9 protein-coding genes are annotated in these 18,627 nt (G+C 67.9%); 8 read left to right on the forward strand and 1 reads right to left on the reverse strand.

Annotation, left to right across the window (positions count from 1 at the left end; genetic code table 11):
- Positions 1 to 9: 9 nt before the first annotated feature.
- The 6 genes from B3D50_RS01625 (at position 10) to B3D50_RS01650 (ending at position 17,126) form a co-directional block, all read left to right on the forward strand.
- Positions 10 to 1,734 (forward strand): putative porin, encoded by a 1,725-nt coding sequence (locus B3D50_RS01625; RefSeq protein WP_286949121.1) that lies wholly within the window; start codon positions 10 to 12, stop codon positions 1,732 to 1,734.
- A gap of 8 nt (positions 1,735 to 1,742) precedes the next feature.
- The gene (locus B3D50_RS01630; RefSeq protein WP_286949122.1) at positions 1,743 to 2,291 is read left to right on the forward strand and encodes a hypothetical protein; all 549 of its coding nucleotides are present in this window, start codon (positions 1,743 to 1,745) and stop codon (positions 2,289 to 2,291) included.
- A 106-nt stretch (positions 2,292 to 2,397) separates the two neighbouring features.
- Positions 2,398 to 15,213: a filamentous hemagglutinin family protein gene (locus B3D50_RS01635; RefSeq protein WP_286949123.1), complete on the forward strand. Its 12,816-nt coding sequence runs from the start codon at positions 2,398 to 2,400 to the stop codon at positions 15,211 to 15,213.
- A gap of 64 nt (positions 15,214 to 15,277) precedes the next feature.
- Entirely contained in the window at positions 15,278 to 16,045 is a 768-nt protein-coding gene (locus tag B3D50_RS01640) for a SapC family protein (RefSeq protein ID WP_286949124.1), read from the forward strand.
- 2 nt (positions 16,046 to 16,047) lie between these two features.
- Positions 16,048 to 16,653: an OmpH family outer membrane protein gene (locus B3D50_RS01645; protein ID WP_286949125.1), complete on the forward strand. Its 606-nt coding sequence runs from the start codon at positions 16,048 to 16,050 to the stop codon at positions 16,651 to 16,653.
- Entirely contained in the window at positions 16,653 to 17,126 is a 474-nt protein-coding gene (locus B3D50_RS01650) for a hypothetical protein (protein WP_286949127.1), read from the forward strand. Before B3D50_RS01645 ends, B3D50_RS01650 begins: the two co-directional genes overlap by 1 nt.
- Positions 17,127 to 17,357: 231 nt before the next feature.
- Here the strand turns inward: B3D50_RS01650 and B3D50_RS01655 are convergent, their stop codons facing one another.
- Entirely contained in the window at positions 17,358 to 17,576 is a 219-nt protein-coding gene (locus B3D50_RS01655) for a hypothetical protein (protein ID WP_286949128.1), read from the reverse strand.
- Between the two features lie 183 nt (positions 17,577 to 17,759).
- On the opposite strand from B3D50_RS01655, the gene B3D50_RS01665 reads away from it, so the two are divergent.
- Together B3D50_RS01665 and B3D50_RS01670 are read left to right on the forward strand one after the other, a co-directional pair.
- Entirely contained in the window at positions 17,760 to 18,077 is a 318-nt protein-coding gene (locus tag B3D50_RS01665; protein WP_349680833.1) for a general stress protein, read from the forward strand.
- 151 nt (positions 18,078 to 18,228) lie between these two features.
- Positions 18,229 to 18,588 (forward strand): Crp/Fnr family transcriptional regulator, encoded by a 360-nt coding sequence (locus B3D50_RS01670; RefSeq protein WP_286949129.1) that lies wholly within the window; start codon positions 18,229 to 18,231, stop codon positions 18,586 to 18,588.
- Positions 18,589 to 18,627: the final 39 nt, after the last annotated feature.

Consider the following 18,627-nt stretch of genomic DNA (forward strand, 5'->3'; position numbering starts at 1 on the left):
ACACCTGCAATGAACCGTCCGATCCGTCTCAAACCGGCCCTCATGGCCTGCGCCGCCGGACTCAGTCTGCTGGCCGCCCAACCGGCTTTCGCCCAGTCTGTCGACTCTGCGAAGTTGCTGGAGCTGATGGTCGCCAAGGGCCTGGTCACGCGCGCCGAGGCCGACGCCCTGTTGGCCGAAGCGACAGTGACGCCCGCATCGACGCCCGCGCCGATCCCGGCGGGCGGCGTGGCCGGCGGGGTGCAGACCATCCCCTATATTCCGCAGATCGTCCGGGATCAGATCAAGGAAGAGCTGCGCGCCGAACTGGGAACCCAGGCGCAGGCGCAAGGCTGGTCCGCGCCCGGCCAGACGCCGGAATGGACGCGGGGCATCACCCTGTCGGGCGACATCCGCGTGCGCGGCGAAGGCGTCTTCATGGATGCCGACAACGCCGACATCTTCGTCGACTACGCCGCGATCAACGCCGGCGGCGGCCAGAACATCAACGACAAGACGCCGGGCTATGTCGGCCCGCCCTACCTCAACACCCTGGAAGACCGTCAGCGCGCCCGCATCCGCGCCCGCTTCGGCCTGAAGGCCCAGATCGACAGCTGGATCTCGGCCGAGGTGCGCGTCGCCACCGGCAATGACAGCTCGCCGGTCTCGACCAACCAGACGCTGGGCGGCAACGGCGAGTTCGGGAAATACGCCCTGTGGCTGGACAGAGCGGCCATCCGCCTGGCGCCCGCTCAGGACGTGGCGCTGGACTTCGGACGTTTCGGCAATCCGTTCTGGACCAGCGAGCTGCTGTTCGACGAAGACTTGAACTTCGACGGCGCGGCCCTGACGGCGCGTCGTGCGCTGAACCGCGAACTGGCCGTGTTCGGAACGGCCGGGGCTTTTCCGATCTTCAACACCGACTTCAATTTCGGCTCGCGCAACGCGCCGGAGGGCAATGGCGGCCCGTTCGAGAGCAAGGACAAATACCTGCTGGCCGCCCAACTGGGTCTGGACTGGACGCCGCGCGACGACATGCGGGTGCGCGCCGCCGTCGGCTATTTCAACTTCGACGGCGTGGAGGGCGAGGTCTCCAGCCCGTGCCAGTTCTATGAAATCGCCTGCGACACCGACCCGACGCGGCCCCAGTTCCAGCAGTTCGGCAACACCATGTTCCCGATCCGCAATGTGATCGCTGATCCCCTGAACCCGATCACCAGCCCCGAGAACCAGTATTTCGGCCTGGCCTCGGCCTATGAGGTGCTGAACGTCCGCGCCAGCGTGGACTTCGCCGCCTTCGACGGCGTCGGTTTCCGGTTCGAGGGCGACTATGTCGAGAACCTGGGCCTGGACAAGGACCGGCTGCGGGTGCGCGCGGTCAATAATCTGGGGCCGTCGGTCACCATGCCCGATCCGGACAACGCCAATGGCGTGATCACCGTGCCGGGCGGCTGGGACGGCGGTTCGTCCGGCTGGTCGGTCAAGCTGACGGCGGGCAAGCTGGACCTGGCTTCGCGCGGGGACTGGAACGTCCATGCCGGCTATCGTCGTCTGGAATCGGACGCGGTGCTGGACGCCTTCACCGACAGCGACTTCCACCTGGGCGGGACCAACTCCCAGGGGTGGATGATCGGCGGCGCCTACGCCTTTGGCAAGCACACCGCCTTCAGCGCCCGCTGGCTGTCGGGCGAAGAGGTCGCAGGAGCGCCGTTGTCGGCGGACCGCCTGCTGATCGACCTGCTGACCCGGTTCTGATCCGCGCCATGACGACGGTTCTCGCTCCTCTTCGTCGGTTCGTTCGCCTCGCCGGTCGTAGCGGGGCGGGCGTCTGCGACCGGGCGCAAGCCGTCGTCCGGCGCGCCGTCCTCGTCGTCGGTCCTGGTTTTCACCGGTTCCGGGGTCCGATGACGCAGGCGGGCCGCTTCGGCCTCGTGCAGGCTGGAGCGGCCCGATACCTGACCTCCGCCGTCCTGTTTGTGACTGTCGCCGGTCCGGCGGGGGCTCAGACTGTCGCGCCCCCGTCAGCGCCGTCGCCCGAGACCCTGTGCGTCCAGGTGGACGTCGGCGGCGATCGTGCGGGGCATCTGGATTGCGCGGCCCAGGCCCTGCAGCGCGCGGCCCAGGTCGCGCAGGACCAGGCGCGGGCGGCGTTTGATACGCCTGCGCCGAATGCGCGCTCATCGGATCTGAGGGTCGGCGTGGTCAGCCAGACCGCCGTGCGCCAGCGCCTTGGCGCCAACTTCGGCTCTTCGGTTCATCCTCAGCGCCCCGTCCGGCCGATGCCGACGCCGAGGCCGGGAGGCCAGCCGTGAGCCGTCCTTTCCTTTTCATTCTTCCGGTCGAGGGCGCGCCGCGTCCGGTCGGATTCCCTCTTCGCCCGTCCGCCGCCTGCGCGGCCGCTCCTCTGGAGATCGCCCGATGATCCGTCTCGATTCGCGTTCGCTGCGTCGCCGCCTGCTGGTCGGCGCCTCGCTCGGCTCCCTGATCATGGCGGGCGCGGCCGAGGCCCAGAATCGCGGCGGCTTCGGCGGCCGAGGCGGGGCAGGCGCCAATCCGACCGCCGCCGCGACCCAGGCGATTCAGGCCGAGGCCGGTCGCGCCGCCCAAGCCAGCAGCGCCAGCCAACGCGCCATCGCCGCCTTCGCCCGCGCCGCCGCCACGCGTGAAGCGATGAGCAACGCCCAGGCGGCCGCTCGGGCCGCCGCCCTGGCGGCTCAGAGCCATGTGCCCAACGGCCTGGGCCAGGGCGGGCTTCAGGTCGCCGAGGGCGTGACCCTGGACCCCAGCCTGTGGGTCGGCGCAAACGGGCCGAGCCAGACGACCGGCGCCGACGGCCGCACCACGGTCACAGTCGGGCAGACCGAGCAGAAGGCCATCCTGACCTGGGACAGCTTCAACGTCGGTCGCGAGACGGACTTGGTCTTCAACCAGCAGGGCCATTCCGATTGGGTCGCCCTGAACCGCGTCACGGACGCCAGCGCAGATCCGACCCGGATCCTGGGCGGCATCAAGGCCGAGGGCTCGGTCTACATCCTGAACCGTAACGGCGTCATTTTCGGCGGCTCGACCCAGGTCAACGTCCGCAACCTGATCGCGGCGGCGGCCGACATCTCTAACATCCAATTCCTTGAGCGCGGGATCACCTCCAACACCGTGCCGCCGGTGAATTGGTGGGAGTCGCCGAGCTTGGCGCCGGTCTTCACCAACGCCGGCGGCGCCGTGACCGTCGAGGCGGGCGCGCAGATCGCCACGACCCAGCCTGCGAGCGTGGTCGAGGGCGGCGGTTTCGTGGCTTTGCTGGGCGCGGAAGTCGTCAATGCCGGTTCGATCATCACCGGGCGGGGCCAGACGCTGATGGCGGCGGGCGATGACTTCATCCTGCGCCCTGGTTACGGCACTAACGCCAATCAGGCATCGACCACGCGCGGCTATGAAGTCGCAGTGACTGTCGACGCCGGCAGTCAGGCGGGCCGTGTCGTCAACGAGGGCCTTATCCAGGCGGCCGAGGGCGACATCACCCTGGCCGGCCGTCACGTGGTTCAGGATGGCGTCGCCATCGCCACCACCTCGGTCAATACGCGCGGAACCATCCATCTGCTGACCGATCTGTCGGACGCGGAATCCGGCGTCACCCTGACTGGCGACAGCCTGACCCTGATCTTGCCCGAACTGGAAAGCGACGCCACGGCGACGAACGCCCAGCGCGACGCGCTGCTGGCGCAGTCGAAGGAAACCTCGGGTTCGCCGACGACCTGGCTGAACAATCAGGCGATCGACCGTCTTTCGTATTCGACGCCGGACCGCAAGGACATGTCGCGGGTCGAGATCGCCACGGGCGGCGAAGCCAGCTTCCAGTCCGATTCCCAGACCATCGCCCAAGGCGGTCAGATCTCGGTCGTGGCGATGAAACGGACGACGATCGAGGATCGCGCCGAGCTGAACGTCTCGGGCGTGCGCGACGTAGCCATGGACATGGCTTCGAACAATCTGAAGGTGAACATCCAGCCGTTCGAGCTGAGGGACTCGCCGTTGAATCGCGAAGGCGAGGGACTGAAGAACAACGACGTCTGGATCGATATCCGTGATCTGATCCTGCTCCCCAGCGGCACGGGCGGGCATGAAGGCGACCGTTACTATACGCCGGGCGGCCTGATCGAGGTCGGCGGCCATCTGGGCAATACGGCGCACCGTATCGGCGAATGGGCCGCCCATGGCGGCACGATCAACATCAGCAGCAACGAAATCGTGGCCCACAAGGGGGCCGTGTTCGACATCTCGGGCGGCTCCTTGGACTATTCGGCGGGCTATATCCAGTCGACGCGGATGATGGGCTCGGACGGCAAGCTTTACGATCTGGGCAAGGCGCCGGCGGGCGTGAAGATGCTGTCGGTCGGCAACGCCTTCATCGTCAATCACGACCGTTGGGGCGAAGCTTTCCAGGAGGTTTACGCTCAGCCCCTGTTCAACTCGGCCCGCAGCGTGCGCTGGGAGGAAGGCTACACCGTCGGGCGCGACGCGGGCGTGCTGTCGCTGTCGGCGCCGACCGTCCTGTTCGACGGTCAGATCGTGGCCGATGTGGTGACGGGAGAGCGCCAGACCGGCGCACGACCGACCACGCCGCCGAAGATCGAGAACGGCATGATTTCAGGCGACTTCGCCAACCGCATCGACGGTTACGCCCTGCCGCAGAACGTCACGCCGCTGGCGGGCGGCTTCTATGTCGGCAACCGGCTGCATCAATCCTACCAGCCGGTCGTCGGGACCGAGGCGCCGTTCGCCAACACCGTGGTGATCGGCGAGGGCGGCGGTTCGATCGGCGTGGCGGCAGGCGCGACCCTGGCGCCGGAACTGACCAACACGGTGATCCTGTCGGCGGAGGCCCTGAGCGAGGCGGGCCTGGGCGGGCTGCGGATCAACGGCGGCGCCGTTAAAGTCGAGGGCGACTTGACCCTGAGCCATGGCGGCGAAGTCGCCATGCGGGGCCAGACGATCGACGTCGCCGCCGACATCACGGCGCGTAGCGGCTCCATCTCTCTGGCGGCGGTTCCTCCGTGCGGCGCGGGCTGCGCCGAGGTGACGGATCTGAAGGTCGGAGAAGGCGTCACGCTGGACGCCGGCGGCCTGTGGGTCAATGTGAAGACGGGCGGCGACGCACGTGAACTGGCGCACCTCGAGGGCGGGACGGTGATGCTGGAAAGCCGTCAGGGGAACCTGACGATGGGCGAGGGCAGCCTGATCGACGTCTCGGCCGGCGCCGCGATTCTGCTGGACGGGACAACGGTCGGCGCCAAGGGCGGCTCGGTAGGCCTGGCGGTCGGTCATGAGCCGCGCGCCATTATGGGCCAGATGATCCTGGGCGGCGATATCCGCGCCTATGGCTCTGGCGAGAATGCGGGCGGCACGCTGACGGTTTCGGCCGCCGGACGACCCATCACCATCGGCGGCGCGGTGATGGACGGCGGCGATGAGTTGGCGGCGGGCGAACCGGCGCCGCTGGACTTGCAACTGCTCGAAGATCTGGTGCTGAAGGCGGGCGAGGCCCTGCCGTTCGAATACGCCTACACTATCGACCGGGTTGAGGCCGGTCAGCCCTTGCCTGTTGGGGCGAACCTGGATTTTGCAGCGGTTACTCTGACCAGCGACTGGACCGTGCCGCAGGGCTTTGAAGCCTATGACGCCAACTGGACGCCTTACTACGGCGGGGACGTCATTCCGGCGGGCACCTATCTGGAATTCGGCTACGGCGCCGTGGAGGCGGGCTTTATCCTGACGCCCGATATCTGGCCGAACGGCGTCAGCATCCCGCCGGTCGCCGTCCGCTACGCCAAGGGCGACATTCTGCAGGCCGATCTGGTTCTGGCCGCAGGGCGGACCATTGAGGCCGGGACTGTGTTCCAGACGGCGGTCAAGGTGGCCAAGCCGCTGAATCTGGACGCTGAGCTGTTCCAGACCGGCTTCTCGCAATACGACGTGCGTGCAGGCGGCGATCTGGTGGTGAGTGGCGACATAGACGTCAGCGCGCCGGTTCGTCGTTTCACCGCAGACAGCGCCCGGATCGCCAGCGGCGCCGCACCGCAGGAGGCGCTGGAGCTGTGGACGCCCGACATGCTGCGCGAAGACGCCGCCAACGGCCGCTTCGTCCAGCGGCAGGGCGCCGGCATCAGCCTTTCCGCTCATGGTCTCAGCGAGCGCGAGTGGCTGACCAGCTACGGCAACCGGATCACGGACCCGCGCCCGCTGGGGGAACTGACCCTGGCTGAAGGGGCCGGCATTCGCGTCGACGACGGACAAACCGTCAGCCTGACGGCGATGGAGGGCATGAGGATCGACGGCCGCATCGAGGCGCGCGGCGGCAAGGTCGTGCTGACCGCCGGTCGCGAGGAGAACGAGCGGTTGGACTACCAGCCGCAGGAGATCGTCTATAACCCTGCAACCGCCCTGTGGCTGGGCGAGAAGAGCGTCATCGACGTTTCAGGGCGAGGCCTCAACGCCGTCGGCGTGAACGGCCTGCGCTACGGTCATGTGTCGAAAGGCGGCGAGATCACGGTGGGCGGCCAGCGCGCGGCCTATGTGGTGGTGCGGCCCGGCGCCTTCCTGGACGCCTCGGGGGCCTCCGCCGAGATCGACTATCTGACGGCGGGCCTCAGCGGCGACAGGCAGAGCCTGACGGTGGCGACGGACGGCGGGTCCATCCGCTTCCAGTCGCAATACGGGGTCTTCCTGGATGGTGAGATGCGCGCTCATGCAGGCGGCGCGGGCGCCTCGGGCGGCTTGCTGTCGATCAAACTGACCACCCCCTATCTGGCGCAGATGGGCAAGGACGGGCGCGACATGCCCGACTATATGCGTCGCCTCCGCAGCATTGTCCTGGGGATGGAGCAGGACAGCGGTCTGTCGGCCGATCTGCAATACGGCGACTGCATCACCGGTTGCTGGACGCCGGGTCAATCGAGCGCCAATGCCTTGGCCGCCAATGAGGGCGCAGCCGATCTGGTGGGGCAGGCGCGTCTGGGCGTCGATCAGATCACGGCGGGCGGTTTCGGCAGCCTGACGCTGGATTCCACGGATGTGGTCCTTCTGGACGGACCGGTGAGCTTGAACCTGGCGCGCGACCTGACGCTGTCGGGCGCGATCGGGGCGCTGGGCGACGGGGCCGATCAGGATTCAAGTCTCAGCGCCGCCTATGTGCGCTTCGTCTCAGCCGGCTCCATGCGGGGCAATAATCTGGTCCGCTGGGAAGACGGAACCCAGGCCCTGTTCAAGGTTCCCGACCTGGGCGAGGGGGCGCTGACCATCAAGGGCGGTTTGGTCGACATGGGGGGCGCCCAGTTCGGCGTGAACGGCTCGGTCGGCCTGTCCGGCGGCCGCCAGCACGAATATGAGTACGCGGCGCACGGCCAGATCGACATCATCAGCGGCAGCGACATCCGCATGACGGGCGGCGAAATCAATGCGATGAGCAACATCGCCCTGACCGCGGCCCAGATCTACCCGATCACCGGCGCGACCGCGGCCATCTACGCTGGGAAATATCTCTATCGCATTCCGGGCAATACGGTCGGCTATGCGACCCTGTTGCCAGGCGGCACGGTCAGTTTCCACAAGATGGAGGGCGTGACGCCGTCGGCGCCGCTGTCGGTCTATGGCTCGCTGACGGTGGGCGCGGACATCATCGATCAGGGCGGGGTGCTGCGCGCGCCTCTGGGCTCGATCACCCTGGGCGTCGGCGGCGATAAATACGTACCGGGGCCCGATATGCTGGAGCCGGGTCAGACCTGGTGGGCCAACACCTCGCTGACGACCCGGGAAGTGAACCTGCTGCCCGGCAGTTTGACCTCCGTCAGCGGCAAGGACCTGGTCGTGCCCTACGGGGGCACGACGGACGGCTTGAAGTGGCTGCTGAACGGCGCAGAGCTGAAGGCTACGCGCATGGATCAGGGCGTGATGATCCTGGGCTCCCTGCGCGCCGATGAAGGTTCGGTTCTGGATCTGTCGGGCGGCGGTCTGCCTGCCGGGGCGGGCTTCATTCCGGGACGCGGCGGTTCGGTCGATGTGCTGAAGACCGCCTTCGCCAACGTCAGCCCGGCCTTTGAAGGCCTGAGCCGCGCGGACAACAAGGTCTACGCCATCGTGCCGTCCTACGGCGCCTCGGCTGCGCCGAGCGCCGTCGACGGCCACGCCCAGCCGGGCCTGGGTCAGCAGATCGTCATTCCAGCCGGGATCGAGGGGTTGGCGGCGGGCGTCTATACGCTGCTGCCGGCCGAATACGCCCTGATGGAAGGGGCGTTCCGCGTCGAACTGGGTCGCAACGTCCCGGCGGGCGCCAACGGCGTGACGCGCCTGGCGGACGGTTCGACCCATCTGGGCGTGACCACCGGCGTCGCCCATACGGATCTGCGCAGCGCCCTGAAGGTCGAGGCCATCCTGACCCCGGCCAAGGTGGTGCGCACCTATTCCCAGTACAATGAGACCAGCTTCGGCGAGTTCCTGGTCAAGGCGCCGGCGGCGGCTCAGTTCAACAGTCCGCTGCCCTTCCTGCCCGAGGACGGCAAGACCCTCATCCTGGCTCTGACGCCCGATGCGGACAAGGAGCGTCCGGCCTTCTCGTTCAAGGGCAAGGGCCTCTTCGACGCCGCCGAGGGCGGTTTGGGCGGGGCGCTGGCGGTGGTTGGCGGCGATTATTTCGACAGCGCCGCCTATACGTTGGAGATCCTGGCTGACGGGGCGGCGCGGTCCGGCGACGGCTTCCTGTCGCTGTACGCCTCGGATCTGAACGCGGTCGGCGCGCGGATCATGACGCTGGGCGGGGTGGCGCACCGGGTGCTGTCGACAAACCAGTCCACGGAGATCCAGGTGACGGCCGGCGGCAGCTGGCCGAACCAGACCAGTCTCAGCGCCAGCGGTTTCGGAGGGATTGCGGTGCGGGGCGGAGCGGTCCTCGAAGGGCCGCAGGTCATGCTCATCGCGAGCGCGAATGCTGATATTCTGGTCGAGGACGGAGCCAAGATCACCACCCTGGGGCAGGGAGATCCGGCCTTCGACTCGACCATGGGCTACGGCCTGCGCGCCAATAGTGTGAACCTGCTGGCGGTGTCGAACGGCCTGCTGGAGTTCACCAGCAACGCCGGGGCCGCCACGGGCGTCATTACGGTCGAGGACGGCGCCGCCCTCTATTCCGACGGCACGCTCAGCTTCGTCACGCCGGGCGCGGTCAGCCTGGGCGAGAACGTCGCCTATGGCGCGCGCTATCTGGGCTTCTCGTCCGGCTCGGTGAACATCGGGACGAGCGGGGCTCTGGCGGACGCAGCGGCGGATGGCGTTCTGCCGTCGGGCATCGCCCTGAACCAGACGGTGTTGGACCGCCTGATGGCGGGCGACCAGGGCACGGGCGCGCCCAAGCTGGAGCGGCTGATCCTGTCGGCCAGCCAGTCGGTTAACTTCTACGGGTCGATCAGCCTGGACACGCGTGACGCCGCGACGGGCGCTTCGGCCCTGCAACTGGTGCTGAACACGCCCGCCCTCTATGGCGCGGGCGGCGCCGGCGATGTCGCGCAGATCGCCACGGGAACCCTGGTCTGGAACAGCGTTCTGGGCGCTCAGGGGCCGAGCTACAGCCAGACGATCGTCGTCGGCCAGCCGGGCGCGCCGATCGCGGGCGGGGCCGGGACGGGTCTGGGAATGCTCAACCTGATCGCGGACCGCATCGTGCTGGGCTACCAGGACGGCGTGGCCATCGACGCGCCCGTGCCGATGAACCGGCTGGCCCTGGGCTTCAGCACCGTCAACCTGACCGCCTCGCAACGGATCGAGAGCAACCACAAGGGCGAACTGGCCGTCTATCAGTCCCAGGCGGCGCACGGTCAGCCGGGGCAGGGCGGCGTGCTGAACCTGACCACGCCGTTGCTGACAGGGCAGGCGGGGTCGAGCCTGCATTACAAGGCCGGCGGCGATATCAGCCTGACCGCGCCGGAAGCGGCGTCGGCGGCCGAAGCCCCCAAGCCGCAACTGGGCGCCGAAATCAAGATGACGGCCGCCAGCATCACGGCGGACACGACGATCGCCCTGCCGAGCGGCCGTCTGGTCCTGACGGCGACCGAAGGCGACATCGTCTTGGGCGACAGGGCGCGCCTGGATCTGGCGGGCCGGGCGACCGACTTCTTCGATGAGACTCGTTACAGCTGGGGCGGCGACGTCGAGCTGGAAAGCGCGCAGGGCGACGTGATCGCCGCCGCGGGGTCGAAGATCGACCTGAGCGCCGACTACAACCATGCAGGGACATTGAAGGTCACGGCGCTGACCGGCTCCGCGACGCTGGACGGCGTGATCGAGGCCCATGCGCGCAACGGCGACAAGGCGCCGGACGTCTCGCTACGGAACGGCGGCGTCGATATCCGCGCCAATGTCGTCAGCGATTTCAAGGGACTGAACGAACGGCTGACCGAAACCGGCGTCACCGAGAGCCGCAGCTTCGTCATCAAGAGCGGCGATCTGGTGATCGGGGATGAGGTCAAGGCGCGTCAGGTGACGATCGCGGCCGACGGCGGCGACCTGTTCGTCAACGGCCGCATCGACGCCAGCGGCGTCCGGCCAGGCTCGATCCGGCTGTCGGCGCGCGACGATCTGACCTTGACGTCAGCGGCGGTGCTGGATGCCAGCGCCGACTCCATTGTGGTCGACGGCTATGGCGCGCCGATCGAGGCGTCCAACCGCGCCGGCGTCGAGTTGGGGACCAAGACGGGCGTGCTTAGCCTGGCGTCGGGCGCGACGCTGGATCTGTCCTCGCCCGACGGCGTAGATCGTGGCCGCGTGGAGCTGAACGCGCCGCGTCTCGGCGCAGACGACATCGCCGTTCAGGCGTCGGGCTCGCTGACGATCAAGGGCGTAGACAGCCTGTCGATCAACGGCTTCCGCACCTATCAACCGGCGGACGGCGTCATCGATCAGGCGCTGATGGACGACATCCACCAGGACAGCACGGCCTTCATCGACGCCGCCATCGCCAACCAAGGCCTGTTGGGCCGCCTGGCCGGGCTGCGGGCCTATCAGGACGCCTTCCATCTGCGGCCGGGCGTAGAGCTGGTCAGCGCGCCGGGCGAGAGCTTGAGCGTCTCGGGAGACCTGAACCTGGCGGGTTACCGCTACGCCAGCCTGAACTCCGACAGCCAGATGACCGGCGTCTATGGCTCGGGCGAGGCGGGCGTGCTGCTGGTCCGCGCGGCCGACGACCTGAACATCTACGGCAGCATTACGGACGGCTTCGGCGAGCCGGCGCGGACGCCGGACGACAACGGCTGGGTGCTGTACGACTCGAGCGAGGCGGGCGGCCCGCACGCTTGGCCGGCGGATCATCAACTATCGGCGCCGGTTCTGTTAGCGGCGGGATCCTCCTTCGCTGTCGGCGCCACGCTGACTTTCGACGCGCCGGTGGAGGCGTTCGGCGTCATTGGCAATCAGTTGATCCAGGCCGACGTCAGGCTGGCGCAATCGGTCGTCCTGCCGCAGGACTGGACGGCGACTTCGCCTATTCATCTCCCGGACGGCGGGGTGATCGAGCGCGGCGCCATCATGAAGGCGGGCGTCACCCTTCCGGCCGACGCGCGGATCGGCAAGGGCGCCCTGTTCCCCATGGCGGTTTCGCTGCAGGCCATGACCTGGCCCAAGGGCGCGGTCCTGCCCAGTCTGATGAAGCTCGCCGCATCGGCTCAGCTTCACGCCGGCGACGTGATCCCGCGCAACACCACGGTGATCATTGACGGCGCCTCGGGCCCGCATAACACTCGGCCTCTTCAGGCCGACGGAACGCAAGGCCGCATATGGGCCGTGGCGCCCATGCTGGCGGCGGGGTCTCAGTCGTGGTCCATGCGTTTGGTCGCAGGGGCCGACATCGGCTCATCGGATGGTCGGACGTTGCGGGCGGCTACGGACCTGGCCCGTGTGGGACAGTCGGGCGATCTGACGCTGTCGGACCGTCACTACGTCAATCCGCAGGCGACGACGGCCGACGGTTTCAGCAATATCTGGCTGGACGGCTTGAAGCTGATGCAGAACTTCAGCGTCATCCGCACCGGGACCGGGGCGCTGGATCTGCTGGCGGGCGGCGACTATCAGCAAATGTCGCTTTATGGCGTCTATACGGCGGGCACGCCCTCGGCCGAGATCGGCGGCCAGACGCCGGACGGCCATAACGTCTTCAATCAGCCGCGCGCGACCTTGGCGGGCTCCATCGGTCTGGCCAATCCCTGGATCGGACCGAACTTCGACGGCTACGCCGACGCCATCGCCGATTACCAGGCCTGGTATCCCGAACACGGCGGCGATCTGTTGCTGTCGGTTCAGGGCGGACTGGCGGGCTACGCGACGGGGCGCGACGTCTCCTATCAGCGCGTCGGCAGCGGCCGAGTCGGCAACTGGCTGTGGCGCCAGGGCGGCTATGGCGTCAGCGAGGGCGGCGCCTCCGCAGCCCAGGGGCAGGATACGCCCACGGCCTGGTGGATCAACTTCGGCGGCTATGTGCCGAACAATCCGGGCAGCTACAACGATACCGTCGGCTTCAACGGCCCGTTGCTGGAGGGCTTTATGGGCATCGGCGCACTGGGCGGCGGCAATCTGACGGTGCGGGCGGGCGGCGACGCGGGGGTGACCCAGGATTGGGGCGTCGGCGCCGATGGAACCTCCGATTCCAACCGCGTCCGCATCGCCAGCATGGCGCTGAACTTCGCCGTCGGCGGCACCGGGCGTGTGACGTCCGTGACCCGCACGGCAGGGATCGTCACTGACGGCGCAGTGGTGCAGACGGGCGGCGGCGACATCGACATTCGTCTGGGGGGAACCCTGAACCCGGCGGCGGCCATCAACATGATGTCGGAATTGGCGGGCGGAGTGACGAACCTGCGCGGCCAGACCTCCATCCTGGCGGGCGGCGTCGGCGACGGGCGCTACAACAGCTACCGAGACACGCTGGACCCGCGCCGGTTTGATCCGCTGCGGACGCCCTTCCATCAGGCGACGGGCGGGATCACCCTGGTTCTCGGCGATGCGGACGCCCGCATCGACACGCGCGGGGATCTGATCCTGGCCGGGGTCGGCGATCCGGGCTCGACGCCCATGTCCATCGGCGGCGTGTCCGTAGGTTATGTCGACGCCGGCGGCAGGTATGTTCGTCCGGATGGCCTGACCATGCGGACCAGCTTCTCCCTGTGGCGCGAGGACACTGGAATCAGCCTGTTCAGCGCGGGCGGCGACGTGACGCCGATCCACAAGGGCATGGGCGACGCCGAGGCGCGCGACGGTCGCTACTGGTATCCGCCGATCCTTCGGGTGACGGCGGCCGAAGGCAGCATCTACTGGAACGCGGACCGCTGCGACGATTACAGCTGCAATGCGGGCATCCTTCCGCTGGAACTGGCTCCGTCGGCGGTCGGTCAGGTGGAGTTCCTGGCCGGAACCTCGATCCTGGCTGGCGGGTCGCGCGATCCCGACGTCGGCGGCAGCTACGCGGCCGGTCAGCCGATTGCTCTGTCCGGTATGGCGCGGACGCTGGACCTTCTGCCCAATCCGTTCCGCCCGGTGTGGACGACCGACTGGGTCAACGCCGTGGGCGCGCCGGTCAATGTCGAACAGCCGATCAAGGGCAACGCCGGCAGCGTCGGCGGCCTGCTGGCCTTCCAGAAGGACACGGCCACCGGCACGCTGCGGACGGGGCGTCAGAATCCGGCGCTCTTCTATGCGGCCGATGGCGACATCAGCAATCTGAACTTCGGCTTCATAACCTTTGACGGCCTGTCGCAACTCTACGTCAACTCAGGCTCGGCGGAGATCAGGGCTTCGCGCGACATCGTCAATCTGGGCACGGGCACGGCCATCGGCTGTCCGGTGGGCGGGCCAGCCGAGTGCCGCAGCACGACCTGGCTGTTCGGCGCCTTCAATCAAGGCGGACTGGTCGTGCACAACGACCCGTCGGACATTTCCCTGATCTCGGCGGGCCGGGACATCATCTACGGCAACATGACCGTGGCGGGGCCGGGCAATCTTGTCGTCGAGGCGGGCCGCAACATCTATCAGGCCGACAATGGCCGCTTCACCAGCGTCGGCCCGCTGTTCGACCTGTCGCCTTCGACCCGCAACGGCGGGGCGGGCGTTTCGATCCTGACCGGGGTCGGGGCGGGCGGTCCGGACTACGGGGCCTTCGCCGAGCTTTACCTCGACCCGAGCAATCAGGCCGAAGTCGGCCGTCCGCTGGCCGAACAGGTCGGCAAGGTGGTCAAGACCTATGACGTCGAACTGATCCAGTGGCTGAACGACCGCTTCGGCTATGAGGCCGCCGACGCCGCCGACGCCCTGACCTATTTCAACGGTCTGGATCGCCAGCAACAGGGCGTCTTCGTCCGCCAGGCCTACTTCGACGAGCTGAAGGCGGGCGGGCGCGAGTACAACGATCCGACCGGCCCGCGTTTTGGCAGCTATCTGCGCGGCCGCAACGCTATCGCTGTCCTTTTCCCCGAGAAGGATGCGGGCGGGCGGGACATTTCCTACGCCGGCGACCTGACCATGTTCGGAGGTTCGGCGGTGCGGACCCTGTTCGGCGGCGGTATTGAGATGCTGGTGGCGGGCGGTCAGACGGTGATCGGCGTCGGCGGCGTGGCGCCGCCCTCGACGGCCGGCGTCCTGTCCATGGGGTCGGGCGATATCGACGTCTACTCGCTGGGATCGGTGCTGCTGGGCCAGAGCCGGGTCTTCACCACCTTCGGCGGCGACCTGATGATGTGGTCGGCCGAGGGCGACATCAACGCCGGGCGCGGATCCAAGTCGACTGCCGTCTATCAGCCGCCGCGCCGGGTCTATGACCTTTACGGCAACGTCACCCTGTCGCCGCCGGCCCAGAACACGGGCGCCGGCATCGCCACCCTGAACCCGATCCCGGAGATTCCGGCGGGCGACGTGGACCTGATCGCGCCGCTGGGCACGATCGACGCGGGCGAGGCGGGCATACGGGTGTCGGGCAACGTCAACCTGGCCGCGCTGCAGGTGGTCAACGCCGCCAACATCCAGGTCAAGGGCGACGCCGTGGGCATTCCGATGGCGGCGGCGGTCAACACCGGCGCACTGACGGCGGCCTCGTCGGCCAGCAGCTCGGTCGCGGCCGAGGCCGCGCGTCTGGCCGAGCGGGCCAAGCCCAGACCGACCGGCGACATCCCAGCCATCATCACCAGCCGCTTCCTCGGCTTCGGCGAGTAACCGGCGGTGTGGAGGCGGGAGGCGAGCGCCCCTTCCACACGCCTTTTCCGATTGGAGCACCCCCATGTCCGAGGCCTCTGCCTTGCCCCTGTTCTACCGTGACCCGCAGCCGCTGGCGGCGGCGGAGCACGGCGCCTGGCGATTAAAGGACGGCGACGTGGCCTTCGCCGCCGAAACCGCCTTCGTGCCGGTGGTGGTCAGCGAAATCACCGACGCCGCCCGCAGCTATCCCATCGTCTTCTCGAGCGGAGACGAGGCGCAGCCCATCGCCGTACTGGGACTGGAGAAACGCAATCTGTTCGTTAGCGAGGGACGGTGGGCGCCCGAAGCTTATACGCCCGCTTATGTGCGTCGTTATCCGTTCGGCTTCATCGCCACCGTCAACCCGAGCGGCTTCGCCCTGGCCATCGACGCGGCGTCCGACCGCGTGGCCGTCTCGGGCGAGGAGGGCGCGGCCCTGTTTGAAAACGGGCGGCCGACCGCTTTGACTCAGGACGCCATGGCCTTCTGCAATGCCTTCCAGGGCGAGGCCGCCGCCACCCAGACGTTCGGCGAAGCTCTACGCGCGCAGCAGCTGCTGATCGACCGCCGCGCCGACGCCACCTTGCCGGATGGGCGCAAGCTGGGTCTGGACGGCTTCCAGGTCGTCGACGCCGAACGGTTCGCAAACCTTGATGAAGCTGTCGTGCTGGACTGGCACCGTAAGGGTTGGCTGGCGCTGGTGCACTTTCATCTGGCCTCGCTGGAGCGTTTCGGCGCGCTGTTGAGCCTGCACGGACAGGCGACAACCGTCGAGCCCGCCGCCAAACCGACCCAAACCAAGAAGGCCTGACCATGACCGAGCATTCCATCCTCGCCGTCCTGACCCTGACGGTAGTTGCCGCCACAGCTCTGCCGACCGCCGCGCAGCAGGCCCCCGCCGCCCAGCCCCTGGGCGGTCCGGTCATCCCCGGCGTCTGTCTGCTGTCGCGTGAGGCGGTCTTCGCCAACGCCGCCGCCGGCAAGGCCGCCAGCACTCGTCTTCAAGATCTGGCCGCCGCCGCCCAGGGTGAGATCGAGACCGAACGCCAGACGCTGGAAGTCCAGTTGCGTACCCTGGAAGCCCAGCCGGACGACGCCGCCCGCCGCCAGCGCGCGGAGACCCTAGCCGCTCAGTGGCAGGCCCTGCAGCAGAAGGCGGCCCACGCCAGCCAGGAAGTCGAAGCCACCCGCCTCAAGGCCATGGAGCGCATCGCCAACGAGGCCCAACCCGCCATCGCCCAGGTTTATGCCGCTAAATCGTGCGGGCTGCTGCTGGATCGCAACTCGGCGCTGGGCGGCAACTTCGCCAACGACCTTACCGCCGAAGTGGTGCAGGCCCTCGACGGCCGCCTGTCGACCATCACCTTCGAACGCGAACGCCTGCCCCAGGCCGCCGCTCAGACGACGCGATCGCAGTGATGAGCAGCGCATCTCGCGCCAAGCTGTCGTCGTGGCGAGCTCTAGCGACAGGGCTGGCTGCTGCTTTCGGGCTTGCCGCGCCGGCCCAGGCCCAGAGCCTTACGCCGGAGGACGCTCCAGCCGCCTGGGTGGTCTATGCCGAGGCCGCCACCCGGGCGGTGACGGCCTGGCTGGAAGAGGATGGAGAGGCGGCGTCGAGCGTCCGGCATTATCTACATCAGACCCGGCCAGCCCCGGACCAGCCCACGCCGCCATTGGTCCTCAAACTCTGGATTGATCCCAAGGGTCTCATCTCACGGATCGATTTTACGCCTTTCGCCCAGGCTGAAACAGATGTCGCATTACGATCCGTGGTGGACGGCCGCCGACTGGCGCCACCGCCTTCCGGCATGCTCCAGCCCTTGCGGCTGTCAGTTCAACTGGATCCTGTCGTTCTGGAAAATGGTCGCCCCGCAAACCCTTTTCGTCGGTAGACCCGCACGCCAGCCTTGCCTCACGCCCGAAAGGCTCTGATCTGTAAAAATCAGTGGTCGCAAGCCTAGCGGTCTTCTGCACTCGCTCCCGATTGCCTGCTGCAGATTTTCTGCAAGCCGACGATAGTCTTTCGCAGCGCCGTGTTGGTAGCAGGCGATGACTGTGAGGCTGCGATCAGGCAGCGGCAGGCGGGCCGCGTCGGCGGGGCGAGAACGTCCGTCGCGGCGCGCTCAGGCGCCGCGATGCGGCTTCGCGCCGGACGGGCGTGCGGTCGGCGTCTTCTTGAAGGTGTCGCCGATCTCGCGCGCGTCAGGGCCGTCCGGACCTGCGCGACGGCGGGATTCGCGTCCGACCCGACGCACGGCCTCATCCGGCGTGTCGGCGTCGGGCTTGCCGCCTGGAGTGGCGGCGTTTCGCTCCCGACCTTCGGATTGCTTCTGTTGTCCCATCGGACTCTCCCGTCATGGCTTTGCACTGAGGAGAGGACGGCGCCTGAAATTGTTCCCGTCGGCGACGGGGCGACCGCCTTCTGTCGGGTGGCGGTCAATGGCAGGCCAAGGATGAACCCGGCGAAGGAGGGCGGGTTGGAGGGGAGCCCTTCGGGGCGATCAGTGAAAACAAGGGAGTGAACAATGGCTGAGAACCAGCAACAGGGTCAGCAACAGCAAGGCTCGTCGTCCGATCGCGGCTTCGCCGCCATGGACGAGGACAAACAGCGCGAGATCGCCAGCAAGGGCGGCTCCAGCGTCGATCCGGAAGATCGCAGCTTCTCGAAGGACCATGAGCTGGCGGCCGAAGCGGGTCGGAAGGGCGGACAGGCTTCGCAGGGAGACGGCGGAGCGTCCGCCACGCGCGAAGGCGATGACAGCGACGGTTCGGGGCGGGGCGGCAATTTCGCCGACGATCCCGAGCGCGCTGCGGAGGCCGGACGAAAGGGCGGGGAACGCTGATCCCTTTTCGTTCCGGTGAGAAGGAGGCCGCGACGGCGGTCTCCTTTTTCATATTTGGAGGAACCGTCGCGCAGGCAGGGGTTTACAAGTGACCAGAACGCAATCGTTCGTTGTTGCTGGCCAAGTCCAACAGCTCTCACTGGATAAAAACATGACCGGGTTTCACGCCTATGCCGCATCGCGGGCGCGCGCGCTCGGCGTCGAGGCCGCCTGCAACGCCCGGCATACGGCTCTGCAGCGCCTGGCGAAATGGATCGCGCGCCTCCATGCCGCCGACGGCGAGGAGAGAGGGATTTCCATCACCCAGGGCGAGTTGGCGGATATGCTCGGCGTGCAGCGCACCAGCGTCAACGCGGCGTGCCGCCACCTGCAGGATCGGGGAGCTCTCCGGATTCGTCGGGCGCGGTTGATCGTCCTTGACCAGGGGGAGCTTTCGCAGGCGGCCTGCGATTGCGACGTCGCACTGGCGGACGGCGCTGCGGAACGGCGCCTCCGCAATCGGTTGAACTGAGGCGCCGCAACCATGCGGGAGCCGAAACCGGACGGCGGC

Source organism: Brevundimonas sp. UBA7507, from assembly GCF_002478355.1.
GTDB classification, from domain to species: domain Bacteria; phylum Pseudomonadota; class Alphaproteobacteria; order Caulobacterales; family Caulobacteraceae; genus Brevundimonas; species Brevundimonas diminuta_D.

Bases quoted from the DNA above. Each gene is read 5' to 3' on its own strand.
- B3D50_RS01625 (WP_286949121.1), top strand. From the start codon at position 10: ATGAACCGTCCGATCCGTCTCAAACCGGCCCTCATGGCCTGCGCCGCC.
- B3D50_RS01630 (WP_286949122.1), top strand. From the start codon at position 1,743: ATGACGACGGTTCTCGCTCCTCTTCGTCGGTTCGTTCGCCTCGCCGGT.
- B3D50_RS01635 (WP_286949123.1), top strand. From the start codon at position 2,398: ATGATCCGTCTCGATTCGCGTTCGCTGCGTCGCCGCCTGCTGGTCGGC.
- B3D50_RS01640 (WP_286949124.1), top strand. From the start codon at position 15,278: ATGTCCGAGGCCTCTGCCTTGCCCCTGTTCTACCGTGACCCGCAGCCG.
- B3D50_RS01645 (WP_286949125.1), top strand. From the start codon at position 16,048: ATGACCGAGCATTCCATCCTCGCCGTCCTGACCCTGACGGTAGTTGCC.
- B3D50_RS01650 (WP_286949127.1), top strand. From the start codon at position 16,653: ATGAGCAGCGCATCTCGCGCCAAGCTGTCGTCGTGGCGAGCTCTAGCG.
- B3D50_RS01655 (WP_286949128.1), bottom strand. From the start codon at position 17,576: ATGGGACAACAGAAGCAATCCGAAGGTCGGGAGCGAAACGCCGCCACT.
- B3D50_RS01665 (WP_349680833.1), top strand. From the start codon at position 17,760: ATGGCTGAGAACCAGCAACAGGGTCAGCAACAGCAAGGCTCGTCGTCC.
- B3D50_RS01670 (WP_286949129.1), top strand. From the start codon at position 18,229: ATGACCGGGTTTCACGCCTATGCCGCATCGCGGGCGCGCGCGCTCGGC.